This window comes from Klebsiella sp. 64, assembly GCF_018223915.1.
GTDB classification, from domain to species: Bacteria; Pseudomonadota; Gammaproteobacteria; order Enterobacterales; family Enterobacteriaceae; genus Klebsiella; species Klebsiella pneumoniae.
The window spans coordinates 23,654-39,844 of the sequence record NZ_JAGRQZ010000013.1 but is presented as its reverse complement, the minus strand read 5'-3'; the positions used below and the strand labels follow the sequence as shown (position 1 = coordinate 39,844).

The 16,191-nt window shown below is 56.2% G+C and carries 12 protein-coding genes; 4 read left to right on the top strand and 8 right to left on the bottom strand.

The features are described 5' to 3' along the window. Positions 1–79: 79 nt before the first annotated feature. From cmk to KHQ23_RS10240, 4 genes are all read right to left on the bottom strand, one after another. Positions 80–763: a (d)CMP kinase gene (gene cmk, locus KHQ23_RS10255; protein WP_002898160.1), complete on the bottom strand. Its 684-nt coding sequence runs from the start codon at positions 761–763 to the stop codon at positions 80–82. Between the two features lie 174 nt (positions 764–937). After that, a complete protein-coding gene (aroA, locus tag KHQ23_RS10250; protein WP_002898157.1) occupies positions 938–2,221 on the bottom strand; it encodes a 3-phosphoshikimate 1-carboxyvinyltransferase in 1,284 nt (427 codons plus the stop codon). A gap of 73 nt (positions 2,222–2,294) precedes the next feature. Then, positions 2,295–3,383 carry a 3-phosphoserine/phosphohydroxythreonine transaminase gene (gene serC, locus KHQ23_RS10245; RefSeq protein ID WP_002898155.1) on the bottom strand — a complete coding sequence of 363 codons (1,089 nt, stop codon included), beginning with the start codon at positions 3,381–3,383 and terminating at the stop codon, positions 2,295–2,297. 188 nt (positions 3,384–3,571) lie between these two features. After that, positions 3,572–4,264, bottom strand: coding sequence for a DUF421 domain-containing protein (locus tag KHQ23_RS10240; protein ID WP_073553333.1), 693 nt, complete (start codon positions 4,262–4,264; stop codon positions 3,572–3,574). Positions 4,265–4,379: 115 nt separating this feature from the next. Here KHQ23_RS10240 and ycaO point away from each other — a divergent pair, with 115 nt between their 5' ends. From ycaO to pflA, 4 genes are all read left to right on the top strand, one after another. After that, entirely contained in the window at positions 4,380–6,140 is a 1,761-nt protein-coding gene (gene ycaO, locus KHQ23_RS10235) for a 30S ribosomal protein S12 methylthiotransferase accessory factor YcaO (protein WP_047694865.1), read from the top strand. 385 nt (positions 6,141–6,525) lie between these two features. Beyond that, positions 6,526–7,383, top strand: coding sequence for a formate transporter FocA (gene focA, locus KHQ23_RS10230; RefSeq protein ID WP_002898150.1), 858 nt, complete (start codon positions 6,526–6,528; stop codon positions 7,381–7,383). A gap of 51 nt (positions 7,384–7,434) precedes the next feature. Beyond that, entirely contained in the window at positions 7,435–9,717 is a 2,283-nt protein-coding gene (pflB, locus tag KHQ23_RS10225; RefSeq protein ID WP_002898148.1) for a formate C-acetyltransferase, read from the top strand. Positions 9,718–9,908: 191 nt separating this feature from the next. Continuing rightward, entirely contained in the window at positions 9,909–10,649 is a 741-nt protein-coding gene (gene pflA, locus KHQ23_RS10220) for a pyruvate formate lyase 1-activating protein (RefSeq protein WP_002898145.1), read from the top strand. Between the two features lie 162 nt (positions 10,650–10,811). On the opposite strand, the gene KHQ23_RS10215 is transcribed toward pflA, so the two are convergent. The 4 genes from KHQ23_RS10215 to dmsA all read right to left on the bottom strand — a co-directional run bounded on the left by KHQ23_RS10215 (position 10,812) and on the right by dmsA (position 16,166). Further along, the gene (locus KHQ23_RS10215; protein WP_004150843.1) at positions 10,812–11,960 is read right to left on the bottom strand and encodes an MFS transporter; all 1,149 of its coding nucleotides are present in this window, start codon (positions 11,958–11,960) and stop codon (positions 10,812–10,814) included. 274 nt (positions 11,961–12,234) lie between these two features. Continuing rightward, positions 12,235–13,098, bottom strand: coding sequence for a dimethyl sulfoxide reductase anchor subunit family protein (locus KHQ23_RS10210; RefSeq protein ID WP_004150844.1), 864 nt, complete (start codon positions 13,096–13,098; stop codon positions 12,235–12,237). Between the two features lies 1 nt (position 13,099). After that, a complete protein-coding gene (locus KHQ23_RS10205; protein ID WP_004150845.1) occupies positions 13,100–13,717 on the bottom strand; it encodes a DMSO/selenate family reductase complex B subunit in 618 nt (205 codons plus the stop codon). A 10-nt stretch (positions 13,718–13,727) separates the two neighbouring features. Beyond that, positions 13,728–16,166, bottom strand: a complete 2,439-nt coding sequence (gene dmsA, locus KHQ23_RS10200; protein ID WP_032434225.1) for a dimethylsulfoxide reductase subunit A — start codon at positions 16,164–16,166, stop codon at positions 13,728–13,730. Positions 16,167–16,191 lie beyond the last annotated feature (25 nt).

Here is a 16,191-nt window from a genome sequence, read left to right as displayed (position 1 = left end):
GTTTCACATACCCGCTGACCATCCATTGCCGCGGGGTACTGCTATAATTCGGAGGCTTCGGCGCGTTACCGGTTAAGGCCTACGCAACGGCCAATTTTTCGCGCGCATATTGTAGCGCTTTTTCAATCACTTGCTCAATGTTTAGTTCGGTTGAATCGAGAACTAATGCATCGGCAGCCGGGACAAGCGGCGCCACGGCGCGATTTCGGTCGCGATCGTCACGCTCTTTTATCTCGGACAAAAGACGTTCAAAGTTAACATCAAAGCCCTTTTCCTGCAACTGCCGCATGCGGCGATGCGCCCGCTCGTCGGCCGAGGCATCGAGGAAAATTTTCACCGGCGCGTCCGGGAAAACTACCGTTCCCATATCGCGACCGTCGGCGATAAGCCCCGGCAGTTCGCGGAAGGCGCGCTGGCGGCGCAGCAGCGCTTCGCGAACGCGCGGAAAAGCCGCCACTTTCGAGGCCGCGTTCGCGACCTCCTGAGTGCGAATTTCGCTACTGACATCTTCCCCTTCCAGCACCACTTCCAGGTTGCCGTCAGTAGAAATAAAACGCACGTCAAGATGGGCAGCCAGGGGCACCAGCGCCTCTTCGGACTCCACGTCGACATGATGATGCAGCGCCGCCAGCGCCAGAACGCGGTAGATCGCGCCTGAATCTAACAGATGCCAGCCCAGCGCTTCCGCCATTGCCTTGCACAACGTACCTTTACCCGCACCGCCAGGCCCATCAATGGTGATTACCGGAATATTCGCCGTCATCTTTTTCTCCTTCAGCAAGGCGCATGGAATATAAACGCCGCGCATTATACGCATCAATACGCCGGAAAGTGAGCATTGCTTGTAAATTACGGACTACAGGAAATGAAAAGCAGAAGTTTTGCGCAATTATAGCGGGCTGACAGGACATCAGCCCGCGGGATGACAAAGTTTTACTCAGGCGAGGGTACTGATCCGCGCCAGCTGCTCAAAGTAGTCAGGGAACGTTTTGGCCGTACATTTGGGATCAAGGATGGTCACCGGCGTATCAGACAGCGCTACCAGCGAGAAGCACATCGCCATCCGGTGGTCGTTATAGGTGCCGATTTCTGCGTACTTCAACTTTGCCGGCGGGGTGATGCGGATATAATCTTCCCCCTCTTCCACCTCGGCGCCCACTTTACGCAGCTCGGTCGCCATGGCGAACAGACGGTCCGTCTCCTTGACCCGCCAGTTGTAGATATTGCGCAGGGTAGTGGTCCCTTGCGCGAACAGCGCGGCGGTGGCGATGGTCATCGCGGCGTCCGGGATATGGTTCATATCCATATCGACCGCCTTGAGCTCGCCGTGGGTGCAGGCGATGAAATCGTCGCCCCAGGTGACGGTGGCGCCCATTTTCTCCAGTACGTCGGCGAAACGAATGTCGCCCTGTACGCTGTTGCGGCCGATACCGGTGACTTTTACCGTGCCGCCCTTAATGGCGCCAGCGGCGAGGAAATACGAGGCCGAGGAAGCATCGCCTTCCACCAGGTAATCTCCCGGCGACTGATACTGCTGCTTGCCGCGCACCACAAATCGCTGATAAGACTGATTGTCCACCTCAACGCCGAAGGTTTTCATCAGGTGCAGCGTAATGTCGATATAGGGTTTCGACACCAGATCGCCCTTAATGACGATGACGGTATCCTGCGGCGCCAGCGGCGCGGTCATCAGCAGCGCGGTCAGGAACTGGCTGGAGACGCTGCCGTCAACCTCGACGTTGCCGCCCTGAAAACCGCCGCGCAGGCGCAGCGGTGGATAATTTTCCTGCTCCAGATAGTCGATCTGAGCGCCGCCCTGACGCAGGGCATCCACCAGATGGCCGATCGGACGCTCTTTCATCCGCGGTTCGCCGGTCAGCACGATATCGTTGCTGCCAAGGCACAGAGCCGCCGCCAGCGGACGCATCGCGGTACCGGCGTTGCCAAGGAACAGCTCCAGCGCCGCGGCAGAGCGCAACGGGCCGCCGTTGCCGGTCACTTCGCAGCGGGTGCGGTCGGCAGACAGGGTATATTGAACCCCCAGCGCACTCAGGGCATTCAGCATATGGCGCACATCGTCGCTGTCCAGCAGGTTGGTCAGCACCGTCGTGCCGCGGGCCAGGGCAGCCAGCAGCAGCGCGCGGTTGGAGACGCTTTTCGAACCTGGCAGGTTCACGGTGCCCTCTACGCGTGCGATGGGTTGTAACGTCAGGGATTCCATCAAACTTCACTCTCAAACAAACAGAATAAAAACCCCGCAGACAGGCCGCGGGGAGGAAGAAAGAAACAGGCGATTAACCGTGGCGGCGTTCGAAGTCCAGCATAAAGTCGGTTAACGCCTTCACGCCGTCCAGCGGCATGGCGTTGTAGATGGAAGCACGCATGCCGCCCACCACCCGGTGGCCCTTCAGCGCGTGCAGCCCGGCAGCAAACGACTCTTCGAGGAACAGTTTGTCCAGGGCGCTGTCCGCCAGCTGGAACGGTACGTTCATACGCGAACGGTTGGCCTGCGCCACATCGTTACGATAGAAGCCGCTGTTATCGATCACGCCGTAGAGCAGTTCGGCTTTCTGCTGGTTGATTTTATCCATCGCGGCAACCCCGCCCTGCTGTTTCAGCCACTTAAACACCAGTCCAGCCAGATACCATGCGAACGTCGGCGGTGTGTTAAACATCGAGTCATTCTCGCTTAACACGGTGTAGTCAAGAATTGATGGGCAGGCCACGCTGGCTTTGCCCAGCAGATCTTCACGCACGATGACCAGCGTCAGCCCAGCCGGACCGATATTCTTCTGCGCGCCGGCGTAGATTACGCCGAAGCGGTTGACGTCAATTTCGCGGGAAAGAATGGTGGAGGAGAAATCGGCGGTCACGATGACGTCGTCGCCGAAGTTCGGCGTCTCATCAATCGCGATACCGTCAATGGTTTCGTTCGGGCAGTAGTGCAGATAGGCCGCTCCCGGGGTCAGCTGCCACTCGCTCATCGGCTTCACAGCGCGCTTGCCGTCGACGGTGATTTTCGCGTCGATAACGTTCGGCGTGCAGTATTTCTTCGCCTCTTTGACCGCGCTGGCCGCCCAGTAGCCGGCGTCCACATAGTCAGCGACCTTTTTATCGCCGAGGATGTTCAGCGGGATCCCGGCGAACTGGCCGCGGCCGCCGCCGTGGCAGAATAAAACTTTATAGTTGGAAGGGATGTTCAGCAGAGCGCGGAAGTCCTGTTCTGCCTCTTCTGCCACCTGGATAAACTCCTTACCACGGTGACTGATCTCCATGACCGACGTCCCCAGACCGTGCCAGTCGCACAGTTCCTGCTGCGCCAGTTTGAGTACTTCCGCCGGCAGCATTGCCGGGCCCGAACTGAAGTTATAGACCTGAGCCATTTCCCCTCACCACGTTGCTATGTTGTTTTGCCCGCGAACCGCCGCGGGCATAAGTTATTCCTGTGGCTATCGGTTTTATCATTCAGTGACACGGTCCGCAATGGCTAAAACTCGCCGACGGTAAAACGCGGCCGCCGTCACACAACAGAATCTATCGGCTTGACGTAATAAAACCGACATATTTGCTGTCAGGTAAGCCGTTTCGCCCGGCTGGCCTTCGACCATTCTGCATTTGCGCAGCGCGGACATATTCGTTTTTCTCCCGCCTGCATCGCCATTACGATGCTGCAGCGCACGCAGGCATAGATCCCCTCTTGCGGAATGGTGGTATAGCGTGTGGTACAATGCGCTGGAAGGATCGATAATCCGGCCCTCACCTCTTCATCGGGATAATAAAACACGCTGATCAGCCCGTTGGTTTCGAGGATTGCCAGCCGGACCTGGCCAAGCTGCTCGACGCTGTTGACCCGCAGCTCCATAAAAAATTCGAATTCGGTCATGTTTTCCGCATGCAGCTTCTCCCAGGCCAACTGTCCCTCTTCCACCACTACGATAGGTTTCCCCTCCAGTAGATCCTCCAGCTTTTCGCTATGCCCCATCAGCCACATAATGCCGCGATACAGTAGCGCCAGCGTAACGAAGACCACCAGCACCGGCAGCAGCGGCACATCGTCATAAAACGCCACGTCACCCGCCGCCGAGCCGAGGGTCAAAATAATCAGCACCTCGAACAGCGACATCTGCCGCACGCCGCGCCGTCCGGTAATCTTGAGGAAAATAAAGACCAGAACGAAGGTATAGAGGCTGCGCAACGCCACCTCCGCCAGGAATTCCACCGGTACTTTATCGAGCGCCATCCGCTGCCAGTCAAAGGCTTTCATTTTCCATCTCCCTGTGTATTAAAGATGCCTCTAAGCATAGCCAGATGATGGAGATAGCACCTGTCAGATAAAAGCCGTATCATTGCGCGCTTTCCGTACGACAAAAGTGATCGCCATGACCCAAACGTTTATTCCCGGCAAAGATGCCGCCCTGGAAGATTCCATCGCTCGCTTCCAGCAGAAATTGCTCGACCTCGGATTTGATATCGAAGAGGCCTCGTGGCTGAACCCGGTGCCGCACGTGTGGTCCGTTCACATTCGCGATAAAGCGTGCGCGCTGTGCTTTACCAATGGTAAAGGCGCCACCAAAAAGGCAGCCCTGGCCTCCGCGCTGGGCGAATATTTCGAACGTCTGTCCACTAACTATTTCTTCGCCGACTTCTGGTTAGGCGACACTATCGCTTACGGCCCGTTTGTTCACTACCCGAACGAAAAGTGGTTCCCGCTGACTGAGGATGATGAAGTCCCGGAAGGTCTGCTGGATGCCCGCCTGCGCGCGTTCTACGATCCTGACGATCAGTTAACGGCCAGTATGCTGGTGGATCTGCAGTCGGGTAACGATGAGCGCGGCGTGTGCGGTCTGCCTTTTACCCGCCAGTCCGACGGCGAAACCGTCTATATTCCGATGAATATTGTCGGCAACCTGTACGTCTCCAACGGCATGTCCGCCGGTAACACCCGCAACGAAGCGCGGGTACAGGGTCTGTCAGAGGTCTTTGAACGTCACATTAAAAACCGCATCATCGCTGAAAGCATCAGCCTGCCGGAGATCCCGGCGGAAGTCATGGCGCGCTATCCGGGCGTCGTGGAATCGATCGCCAAACTGGAAGCTGAAGGTTTCCCGATCTTTGCCTATGATGGCTCGCTCGGCGGCAAATATCCGGTTATCTGCGTCGTGCTGTTTAACCCGGCTAACGGCACCTGCTTCGCCTCCTTCGGCGCCCACCCGGACTTTGGCGTGGCGCTGGAGCGAACCGTCACCGAACTGCTGCAGGGCCGCAGCCTGAAAGACCTCGATGTCTTCACGCCGCCAACCTTCGATGACGAAGAGGTCGCCGAGCACGCGAACCTCGAAACCCACTTTATCGACTCCAGCGGCCTGATCTCCTGGGATATGTTCAAGCAGGACGCCGACTATCCATTCGTTGACTGGAGCTTCTCTGGTACTACCGAAGAAGAGTTCGCCACCCTGATGGCCATCTTCAAGGCCGAAGATAAAGAAGTGTACATCGCCGACTACGAGCACCTGGGCGTTTACGCCTGCCGTATCATCGTCCCGGGGATGTCGGACATATACCCGGCGGAAGACCTGTGGCTGGCGAACAACAGCATGGGCGCTCATCTGCGGGACACCATTCTGTCCCTGCCGGGCAGCGAGTGGGATAAAGAAGATTACCTGGCGCTGATCGAGCAGATGGACGATGAAGGTCTGGATGATTTCACCCGCGTTCGCGAACTGCTGGGGCTCGCCACCGGAAAAGACAACGGCTGGTATACCCTGCGCGTCGGCGAGCTGAAAGCGATGCTGGCCCTGGCCGGCGGCGATCTGGAACAGGCGCTGATCTGGACCGAGTGGACCATGGAATTTAATGCTTCGGTCTTCAGCGCGGAGCGCGCGAACTACTATCGCTGTCTGCAAACCCTGCTGCTGCTGAGCCAGGAAGAAGAGCGTCAGCCGCTGCAGTACCTGAACGCCTTCATCCGTATGTACGGCGCCGACGCGGTCGAAGCCGCCAGCGCGGCGCTGAGCGGGGAAGCGCCGTTCTATGGTCTCCAGGCGGTCGATAGCGATCTGCAGGCCTTCCCGGCCCATCAGTCGCTGCTGAAAGCCTATGAAAAACTGCAGCGGGCGAAAGCGGCGTTTTGGGCAAAATAAGCCCAGCTTGCGCCATCGTTCATGCTTACAACGGAGCCCTCAGCGGCTCCGTTATTTAACCCTGAGAAAGCGCCTCCTATAATTTGTAGTTGTAAAGTTAATTAATGTTAAATAACGCCATTTCATCATTTATCAATTGTTAAATTTAATAAAAATACTCCATTTTAATTAACTCAAAAATGGGGGTAAAAAAGAAATAATTCAACATTATCTATAAAATTTAAAAATTATTTTCTATATATATTTCATGCAGTTAGAAGTAATTTCAATAAAAACCACACACTAAAAAGGCATATAGTTCCGGTGAGATATGATCTATATCAATTTCCATTCTATAATGCTTTGTTAGTATCTCACCGCCAACTTATATAAAGAGAGAGTTAGTGTGAAAGCTGACAACCCTTTTGATCTTTTGCTCCCTGCCGCGATGGCGAAAGTCGCCGAAGAAGCAGGTGTCTATAAAGCAACGAAGCATCCGATGAAGACGTTTTATCTGGCGATCACCGCTGGCGTTTTCATCTCCATCGCTTTCGTATTCTATATCACCGCGACCACCGGCACTGCCGCGATGCCTTATGGGATTGCCAAACTTATCGGTGGGATCTGTTTTTCTCTGGGTCTGATTCTGTGCGTTATCTGCGGCGCTGACCTCTTTACCTCTACGGTACTGATCGTGGTGGCCAAAGCCAGCGGTCGAATTACCTGGGGGCAACTGGCAAAAAACTGGCTCAACGTCTATTTTGGTAACCTGGTGGGCGCGCTGCTGTTTGTGCTGCTGATGTGGTTATCAGGCGAATATATGACTGCCAACGGCGGCTGGGGGCTAAACGTTCTGCAGACCGCCGACCACAAAATGCACCATACTTTTGTGGAGGCCGTGAGCCTGGGTATCCTCGCTAACCTGATGGTTTGTCTCGCCGTATGGATGAGCTATTCCGGTCGTAGCCTGATGGATAAAGCGATGATCATGGTCCTGCCGGTAGCGATGTTCGTTGCCAGCGGCTTTGAGCACAGCATCGCCAACATGTTTATGATCCCGATGGGTATCGTAATCCGCAACTTTGCAAGCCCGGAATTCTGGACCGCCATCGGTTCGACTCCGGAAAGTTTCTCTCACTTGACCGTTATGAACTTCATCACTGATAACCTGATTCCGGTAACTATCGGGAACATTATCGGCGGGGGTCTGCTGGTCGGGTTGACATACTGGGTCATTTACCTGCGTGGCAACGACCATCACTAAGGGTTGTTTCAGGCAGTAAATAAAAAATCCACTTAAGAAGGTAGGTGTTACATGTCCGAGCTTAATGAAAAGTTAGCCACAGCCTGGGAAGGTTTTGCGAAAGGTGACTGGCAGAATGAAGTCAACGTCCGTGACTTTATTCAGAAAAACTACACCCCATATGAAGGCGACGAATCCTTCCTGGCTGGCGCGACTGAAGCGACCACCAAGCTGTGGGACACCGTAATGGAAGGTGTAAAACAGGAAAACCGCACTCACGCGCCTGTTGATTTTGACACTGCCCTGGCTTCCACCATCACCTCTCACGACGCGGGCTATATCGAGAAAGGTCTGGAAAAAATCGTTGGTCTGCAGACCGAAGCGCCGCTGAAACGTGCGATCATCCCGTTCGGTGGTATCAAAATGGTTGAAGGTTCCTGCAAAGCGTATAATCGCGAGCTGGACCCGATGCTGAAAAAAATCTTCACAGAGTACCGTAAAACTCACAACCAGGGCGTTTTCGACGTCTATACCCCGGACATCCTGCGCTGCCGTAAATCCGGCGTGCTGACGGGTCTGCCGGATGCTTACGGTCGTGGTCGTATCATCGGTGACTACCGTCGCGTTGCGCTGTACGGTATCGACTTCCTGATGAAAGACAAATTCGCCCAGTTCAACTCTCTGCAAGCGAAACTGGAAAGCGGCGAAGACCTGGAAGCGACCATCCGTCTGCGTGAAGAAATCGCTGAACAACACCGCGCACTGGGCCAGATCAAAGAGATGGCCGCTAAATATGGCTATGACATCTCCGGTCCGGCGACCACCGCTCAGGAAGCGATTCAGTGGACCTACTTCGGTTACCTGGCTGCCGTGAAATCTCAGAACGGCGCGGCAATGTCCTTCGGTCGTACCTCCAGCTTCCTGGATATCTACATCGAGCGTGACCTGCAGGCGGGTAAAATCACCGAGCAAGACGCGCAGGAAATGGTTGACCACCTGGTCATGAAACTGCGTATGGTTCGCTTCCTGCGTACCCCGGAATATGATGAACTGTTCTCCGGCGACCCGATTTGGGCAACGGAATCCATCGGCGGTATGGGCGTTGACGGCCGTACTCTGGTGACCAAAAACAGCTTCCGCTTCCTGAACACCCTGTACACCATGGGGCCGTCTCCGGAGCCGAACATTACTATCCTGTGGTCTGAAAAACTGCCGCTGAGCTTCAAGAAATTCGCCGCTAAAGTGTCCATCGATACCTCTTCTCTGCAGTATGAGAACGATGACCTGATGCGTCCGGACTTCAACAACGACGACTACGCTATCGCATGCTGCGTAAGCCCGATGGTTGTTGGTAAGCAAATGCAGTTCTTCGGCGCTCGCGCTAACCTCGCGAAAACCATGCTGTACGCTATCAACGGCGGCGTGGATGAAAAACTGAAAATGCAGGTTGGTCCGAAATCTGAACCGATCAAAGGCGACGTCCTGAACTTCGACGAAGTAATGGATCGCATGGATCACTTCATGGACTGGCTGGCTAAACAGTACGTCACCGCGCTGAACATCATCCACTACATGCACGACAAGTACAGCTACGAAGCCTCTCTGATGGCGCTGCACGACCGTGACGTTATCCGCACCATGGCGTGTGGTATCGCTGGTCTGTCCGTTGCTGCTGACTCCCTGTCTGCTATCAAATATGCGAAAGTTAAACCGATTCGTGACGAAGACGGTCTGGCTATCGACTTCGAAATCGAAGGCGAATACCCGCAGTTTGGTAACAACGACCCTCGCGTCGATGACATGGCCGTTGACCTGGTTGAACGTTTCATGAAGAAAATTCAGAAACTGCACACCTACCGCAACGCTATCCCGACTCAGTCTGTTCTGACCATCACCTCTAACGTGGTGTACGGTAAGAAAACCGGTAATACCCCAGACGGTCGTCGCGCTGGCGCGCCGTTCGGTCCAGGTGCTAACCCGATGCACGGCCGTGACCAGAAAGGCGCAGTAGCCTCTCTGACCTCCGTCGCTAAACTGCCGTTTGCTTACGCGAAAGATGGTATCTCTTATACCTTCTCTATCGTGCCGAACGCGCTGGGTAAAGACGACGAAGTTCGTAAGACCAACCTGGCGGGCCTGATGGATGGTTACTTCCATCACGAAGCGTCCATCGAAGGTGGTCAGCACCTGAACGTGAACGTCATGAACCGCGAAATGCTGCTCGACGCGATGGAAAACCCGGAAAAATATCCGCAGCTGACCATCCGTGTATCTGGCTACGCCGTACGTTTTAACTCCCTGACCAAAGAACAGCAGCAGGATGTTATTACCCGTACCTTCACTCAGACCATGTAATTCCCTGTCTGACTGAAAAGGCGTACAATAAAGGCCCCACATCAGTGGGGCCTTTTTAACAAGCATTCCCCGCCCCAGCCTGCTTTGCCAGTTATCTATACTTTGGGTACCTGTCAAAACAGACTCGACGCAGCCGCTGAGCTGCGCACCAACACGGCCCCGGATGGGCCACATCTGGAGAAAACACCGCAATGTCAGTTATTGGTCGCATTCACTCCTTTGAATCCTGTGGCACCGTTGATGGCCCGGGCATCCGCTTTATTACTTTTTTCCAGGGCTGCCTGATGCGCTGCCTGTACTGCCATAACCGTGACACCTGGGATACCCACGGCGGCAAAGAAATCACCGTTGAAGAATTAATGAAAGAGGTGGTGACCTATCGTCACTTTATGAATGCTTCCGGCGGCGGCGTCACCGCCTCGGGCGGTGAGGCGATCCTGCAGGCGGAGTTTGTTCGCGACTGGTTCCGCGCGTGTAAGAAAGAAGGCATCCACACCTGCCTGGATACCAACGGCTTCGTACGTCGCTACGATCCGGTTATCGACGAGCTGCTGGAGGTAACAGACCTGGTGATGCTGGATCTCAAGCAGATGAACGATGAGATTCACCAGAATCTGGTGGGCGTTTCTAACCATCGTACGCTGGAATTCGCCCAGTATCTGGCGAAGAAGAATATCAATGTCTGGATCCGCTACGTGGTGGTTCCCGGCTGGTCAGACGATGATGATTCCGCGCACCGCCTGGGCGAATTTACCCGCGATATGGGCAATGTCGAAAAAATCGAGCTGCTGCCCTACCATGAGCTGGGTAAACACAAATGGGTAGCGATGGGCGAAGAGTACAAGCTGGACGGCGTCCATCCGCCGAAGAAAGAGACCATGGAGCGGGTAAAAGGCATCCTTGAGCAGTATGGTCACAAAGTAATGTACTAATCCCGCCCGGGCCGGTGATGCGCTTATGCCGGCCTGCAACGGCGTGGGAAGCTGTGTCCGCCCCGCCGTTTCATTCTCATGAAAAACGACTTGTCCTCTTTGCGGCAGTAAGCCTATGCGATTGCAGCAGATGACGCGCAGCATGCGCTGCGCGTTGCAGGGTCAGGCGTGCGCCACCGGCGTCGGATGATGCCCGGCTTTGCGCAGCAGGGTCAGCAGATAGATAAACGACACGCTGGCGATCATGATAAACAGCAGGTTGTCTGAGAAGTTCTGCATCAGCATCGCCGTCAGGGTCGGGCCCAGCAGGCTGCCGATGGTATAGCTCATCAGCAGCGCCTGATTCATCGCCACCAGCTGATGGTGCTCCACTTTTTCACAGGCCCAGGCCATCGCCACCGGATACAGCGTGAAACCAGATGCCCCAAGCACAAACAGCGCCGGGGCCATTGCCGCCTGACTAAGCATCGCCAGACATCCCAGAATGACCACAAAGACCTGTACCCGCAGCACCAGCAGGCGACCGTAGCGGTCTGCCAGGCGCCCTACCGGCCACTGGCCGAGGATCCCCGCACTCACCATCACCGCCATCCAGAAGCCGATGCCGGAGTCGCTGACGCCCTGATGGTTCAGCCACAGCGGCATCAGGCCATACAGCGAGCCGAGGACAATCCCCGAAATAATACAGCCATTGACCCCGTGGCGCGCCTGGCGTAGCTTCAGCATCGGCCAGATACGTACCGTTTCATGCGGCTCTTCTGCCTGCCCCATAATGCGGGTAAACAGCAACGGCAGGATCGCCGCCAGCGCCAGGCCGGTCACCCACGGCAGGACGCTCATTAAATCGGTGGGTAATTTACTGACCATCAGCTGGCCCAGTACGGTACCGACGTAATAGACCATCATGTACGCCGCCAGCAGACGACCGCGACTGCGGGAAGTGCCGCTGCAAACCAGCGCGCTTTCCACCACCACCCAGATCATCGCGCAACCTACGCCGGCGATAAAACGCCAGCTCAGCCATGTCCAGAAGCCAACGGTGATCCCCAGCCCTACGCAGCCGACGGCGAAAATTAACGATGCGAGATAATAGCTACGGTTAAACCCCAGGCGCTTGATCACCCAGCCGGCCAGCAACGTACCGGCCAGGTTGCCGGTAAAATAGGATGACCCCACCATGCCGACCTGCCAGGTTGGCATGTTTTCATGGGCGAGCCAGAGCGGGACGAGCGTATTCAGCACCGCTATCGCCAGGGTCAATAAAAGCAGGCCACAGAGCAGCATTTGCACTGGCCGGGTGTAGATGGTCATGGGTAAAAACCGTGAGGAATGTTCAGATCGCGAGCGCATCATGCCACTGCTAAAAACATTGTCAATCCACCTGAAATCAGGCGTGACGCGGTTTTGTCGGCTACGATAGAAGTTTTTTATCCAGAGGATGGAAAAAGGTGAGACAACAGATAATACGCTATTGTTTTTGCTAGTTTATTAATAAATGCCGAAGTTAATTTCAGTTGAAAAATTTCATCTATCGACAGCACGTTTTCATCATGCCGGTGGTTAGGCACCGGCATGATGGAGGTGGTTAACTGGCGACAGCCATCCCAACGGTCATATGCAGGCCATAGAATACGCCGCGGCCGATCATCTCTCCCGCCAGTATCAGAACAAAGGCCAGGCCGAGCAGCGAGACCGCCGGTTTGCGGCCGCGAATCTGCGGCACGCACCAGCAGGCCAGGGCCAGGGCCAGCAGCACCACGCGCCAGGCCATAAGCAACCCGTAATCCGGCACCAGGGCGGAGGCCTGCTGAACTGAGCTGCGGATAGTGGCAAGTTCACTTCCCTGCATCACGACCACCATAATACTGACCAGCAGCGCCAGCAAACTAACCACCGGCAGCAGGCGCAGCGCCCAACCATCGACGCCCGCGACGCGCAGCAGCAGGTAGCCCAGCAGTGGACCGCCGATAAACAGCGTCAGGAAGAAGCTCAGCGGCGTCCAAACGGTGTACCAGGTCGGCACCGTGTCGATGGTGTTGTACACCCGCACCATCATCCACACGAAAATCACGCCCAGCACCATGGTCACCACCAGCCACAGGCTCCGCAGGCCGGCAGGCAGCTTTTTGCACACGGCCAGCAGCCAGCCAATTCCGCCGACGGCGAAGAAGATCGCCCCGCTGGCTATTTCATTACTCAGCGACGAGGCTCCCACGCGATTCAGCGAATTAAAGGCCCGCAGCGGCGAGCCAAGGTGCATCGTCGAGGCAATAAACCCGATCCCCATCAATACCCACAGGCCGAACATGCTGCCCACCACGCGCTGCTCCTGCTCACGGGAAAGCTTGCCTGTCATCAGCGCCAGCGCCAGAACAATAAAGCCGCCTACGACGCACTGGCCGAAGACCGTAAAGACCATCAGCGGCCATTCATGCCATCCGTTTCCCATCTCACACCTCCTTCGGGTTCGCCAGGTAACCGGTGGTATCGCCACACGGCCGGGCATTGGCGTTAGGTTTGATAACGATACTCGGCCGGGTAAAGTGCGCCGACGGCAGCGGCGCTACCGCGGCCAGCTGGCCGTGCTTAGCGCGCAGTTCGGCAATCGGCCCGAAATCCAACGCCCGCAGCGGGCAGGACTCGACGCAGATCGGCTTTTTCCCCTCGGCGACGCGCTCGTGACAGCCATCGCACTTGGTCATATGGCCTTTGTCGGCATTGTACTGCGGGGCGCCGTACGGGCAGGCCATATGGCAGTAGCGGCAGCCAATGCATACCTCTTCGTTGACCACCACAAAACCGTCTTCGCGCTTATGCATTGCGCCGCTCGGACAGACCTTGGTGCAGGCCGGATCTTCACAGTGGTTACAGGCGATGGAGAGGTAATAGGCAAACACGTTCTGCTGCCAGACGCCGTTGTCCTCCTGCCAGTCGCCGCCGGCATATTCATAGATGCGGCGGAAGCTGACCTCCGGGGTCAGGTTCTTGTAGTCCTTACAGGCCAGTTCGCAGGTTTTGCAACCGGTGCAACGGGCGGAATCAATAAAAAATCCATACTGAGTTGTCATCGGTTACTCCTTACAGCTTCTCAACCTGAACGAGGTTGGTATGCGACGGGTTTCCCTTCGCCAGCGGCGACGGACGCTGGGTGGTCAGCACGTTGATGCTGCCCGCCTGATCCACACGCGAGGCGTCCGGGTTGTACCAGGCCCCTTCCCCCAGCGCGACGACGCCCGGCATCATGCGCGGCGTCACCTTTGCTTCGATATGCACTTCACCCCGATCGTTGAAGATGCGAATACGATCGCCGTTGGCAATGCCGCGCTTGCGGGCATCGATCGGGTTAATCCACATCTCCTGCCGACAGGCGGCCTTCAGCACATCGACGTTGCCGTAGGTCGAGTGGACGCGAGATTTATAGTGGAAGCCGGTGAGCTGTAGCGGGTATTTCGCTGTCAGCGGATCGTTGTAGTTTTCGAAACCCGGGGTGTAGATCGGCAGCGGATCGATAACATCCCCTTCCGGCAGCTCCCAGGTGGCCGCGATTTTCGCCAGATCCTGCGAGTAAATTTCGATCTTGCCCGAAGGCGTGGTCAGCGGATTAGCCTGCGGATCCTCACGGAAGGCTTTGTAGGCCACATGATGACCTTGCGGATCGCGCTGCTTATAGATGCCCTGCTGACGGAAGGTGTCGAAATCCGGCAGGTCGGGAATCGCTTTGCGCGACTGCTCATACAGATAGCGCATCCAGCCTTCCTGGGTACGGCCTTCGGTAAACTGCTCTTCGACGCCCAGACGCTTTGCCAGTTCGCTGGTCATCTCATAGATGGTTTTGCATTCGAAACGCGGCTTGATGGACTGATCGGCAAAGATAACGTAGGACATGTTGCCGCAGGAGGCATCCAGCGCGAAATCCATCTGCTCGGAGGCGGTACAGTCCGGCAGCAGAATATCGGCGTATTTCGCCGAGGAGGTCATATGGCAGTCAATGACCACAATCATCTCGCATTTCTTGTCGTCCTGCAGGATTTCGTGGGTCCGGTTGATCTCAGAATGCTGGTTAATCAGACAGTTGCCCGCATAGTTCCAGATCATCTTGATCGGCACGTCGAGCTTATCTTTACCGCGTACGCCGTCGCGCAGAGCGGTCATTTCCGGGCCGCGCTCAATCGCATCGGTCCACATAAACATCGAGATACTTGTCTCAACCGGATTCTCCAGCGTCGGCATACGCTCAAAAGGCAGACTATACGAGCCCTCGCGCGCCCCGCTATTGCCGCCGTTGATCCCGACGTTACCCGTCAGAATGGCGAGCATTGAGATGGCGCGGGTGGCGATCTCACCGTTGGCGTGACGCTGCGGACCCCAGCCCTGGCTAATATAGGCCGGTTTAGCGGTGGCAATTTCGCGCGCCAGTTTAACAATGCGTTCGCGCGGAATACCGGTAATTGTCGAGGCCCACTCCGGCGTTTTGGCGATACCGTCAGTGCCCTGGCCAAGAATGTAAGCTTTGTAATGACCATTGGCTGGCGCACCGGCGGGCAGCGTTTTCTCGTCGTATCCCACGCAGTATTTATCGAGGAACGGCTGATCGACCAGATTCTCGGTGATCATCACCCACGCGAGGCCCGAAACCAGTGCCGCATCGGTCCCAGGACGAATCGGGATCCATTCATCTTCACGCCCGGTGCCGGTGTCGGTATAGCGCGGATCGATGATTATCATCCGGGCATTGGATTTCTGCCGCGCCTGTTCAAGGTAGTACGTCACCCCGCCGCCGCTCATCCGCGTTTCGCCGGGGTTATTGCCGAACAGCACCACCAGCTGACTGTTTTCAATATCCGATGGGCTGTTGCCGTCCGCCCAGCCGCCGTAGGTGTAATTCAGACCGGCAGCAATCTGCGCTGATGAATAGTCGCCATAATGGTTGAGATAGCCACCGCAGCAGTTCATCAGACGGGCAATCAGCGTTTTCCCCGGCGGCCAGGAGCGGGTCAGCGTCCCGCCGAGCGTGCCGGTGCCGTAGTTCAGATAGATGGATTCGTTGCCGTACTCTTTAATCAGCCGCTGCATATTGCTGGCGATGGTATCCAACGCCTCTTCCCAGCTGATTTGCTCGAACTTGCCCTCACCGCGTTTACCAACGCGCTTCATCGGGTACTTCAGACGGTCCGGATTATAGATCCGGCGGCGCATTGAACGCCCACGCAGGCAGGCGCGGACCTGGTGCAAACCGTCATAGTTATCGTCACCGGTATTATCGGTTTCGACGTATTTAATCGCGCCGTCCACCACGTGCATGCGCAGCGGGCAACGGCTACCGCAGTTGACGGTGCAGGCGCTCCAGACCACCTTCTCACTGGCGGGCGCCGGCGTATCGGCAGCATGCGACAGTCGGGTAAAGGGTAACGTTAGTGCGTTGCTGGCCAGCGCCAGGCCGCCTATTGCCGTGGTTTTCATCAGACCACGGCGGCTTACCTCAGCAGCCAGTAAAGCATCAGGGGCTTTAATTTTCATGGATACTCGCTTTGGTTGCTCACAA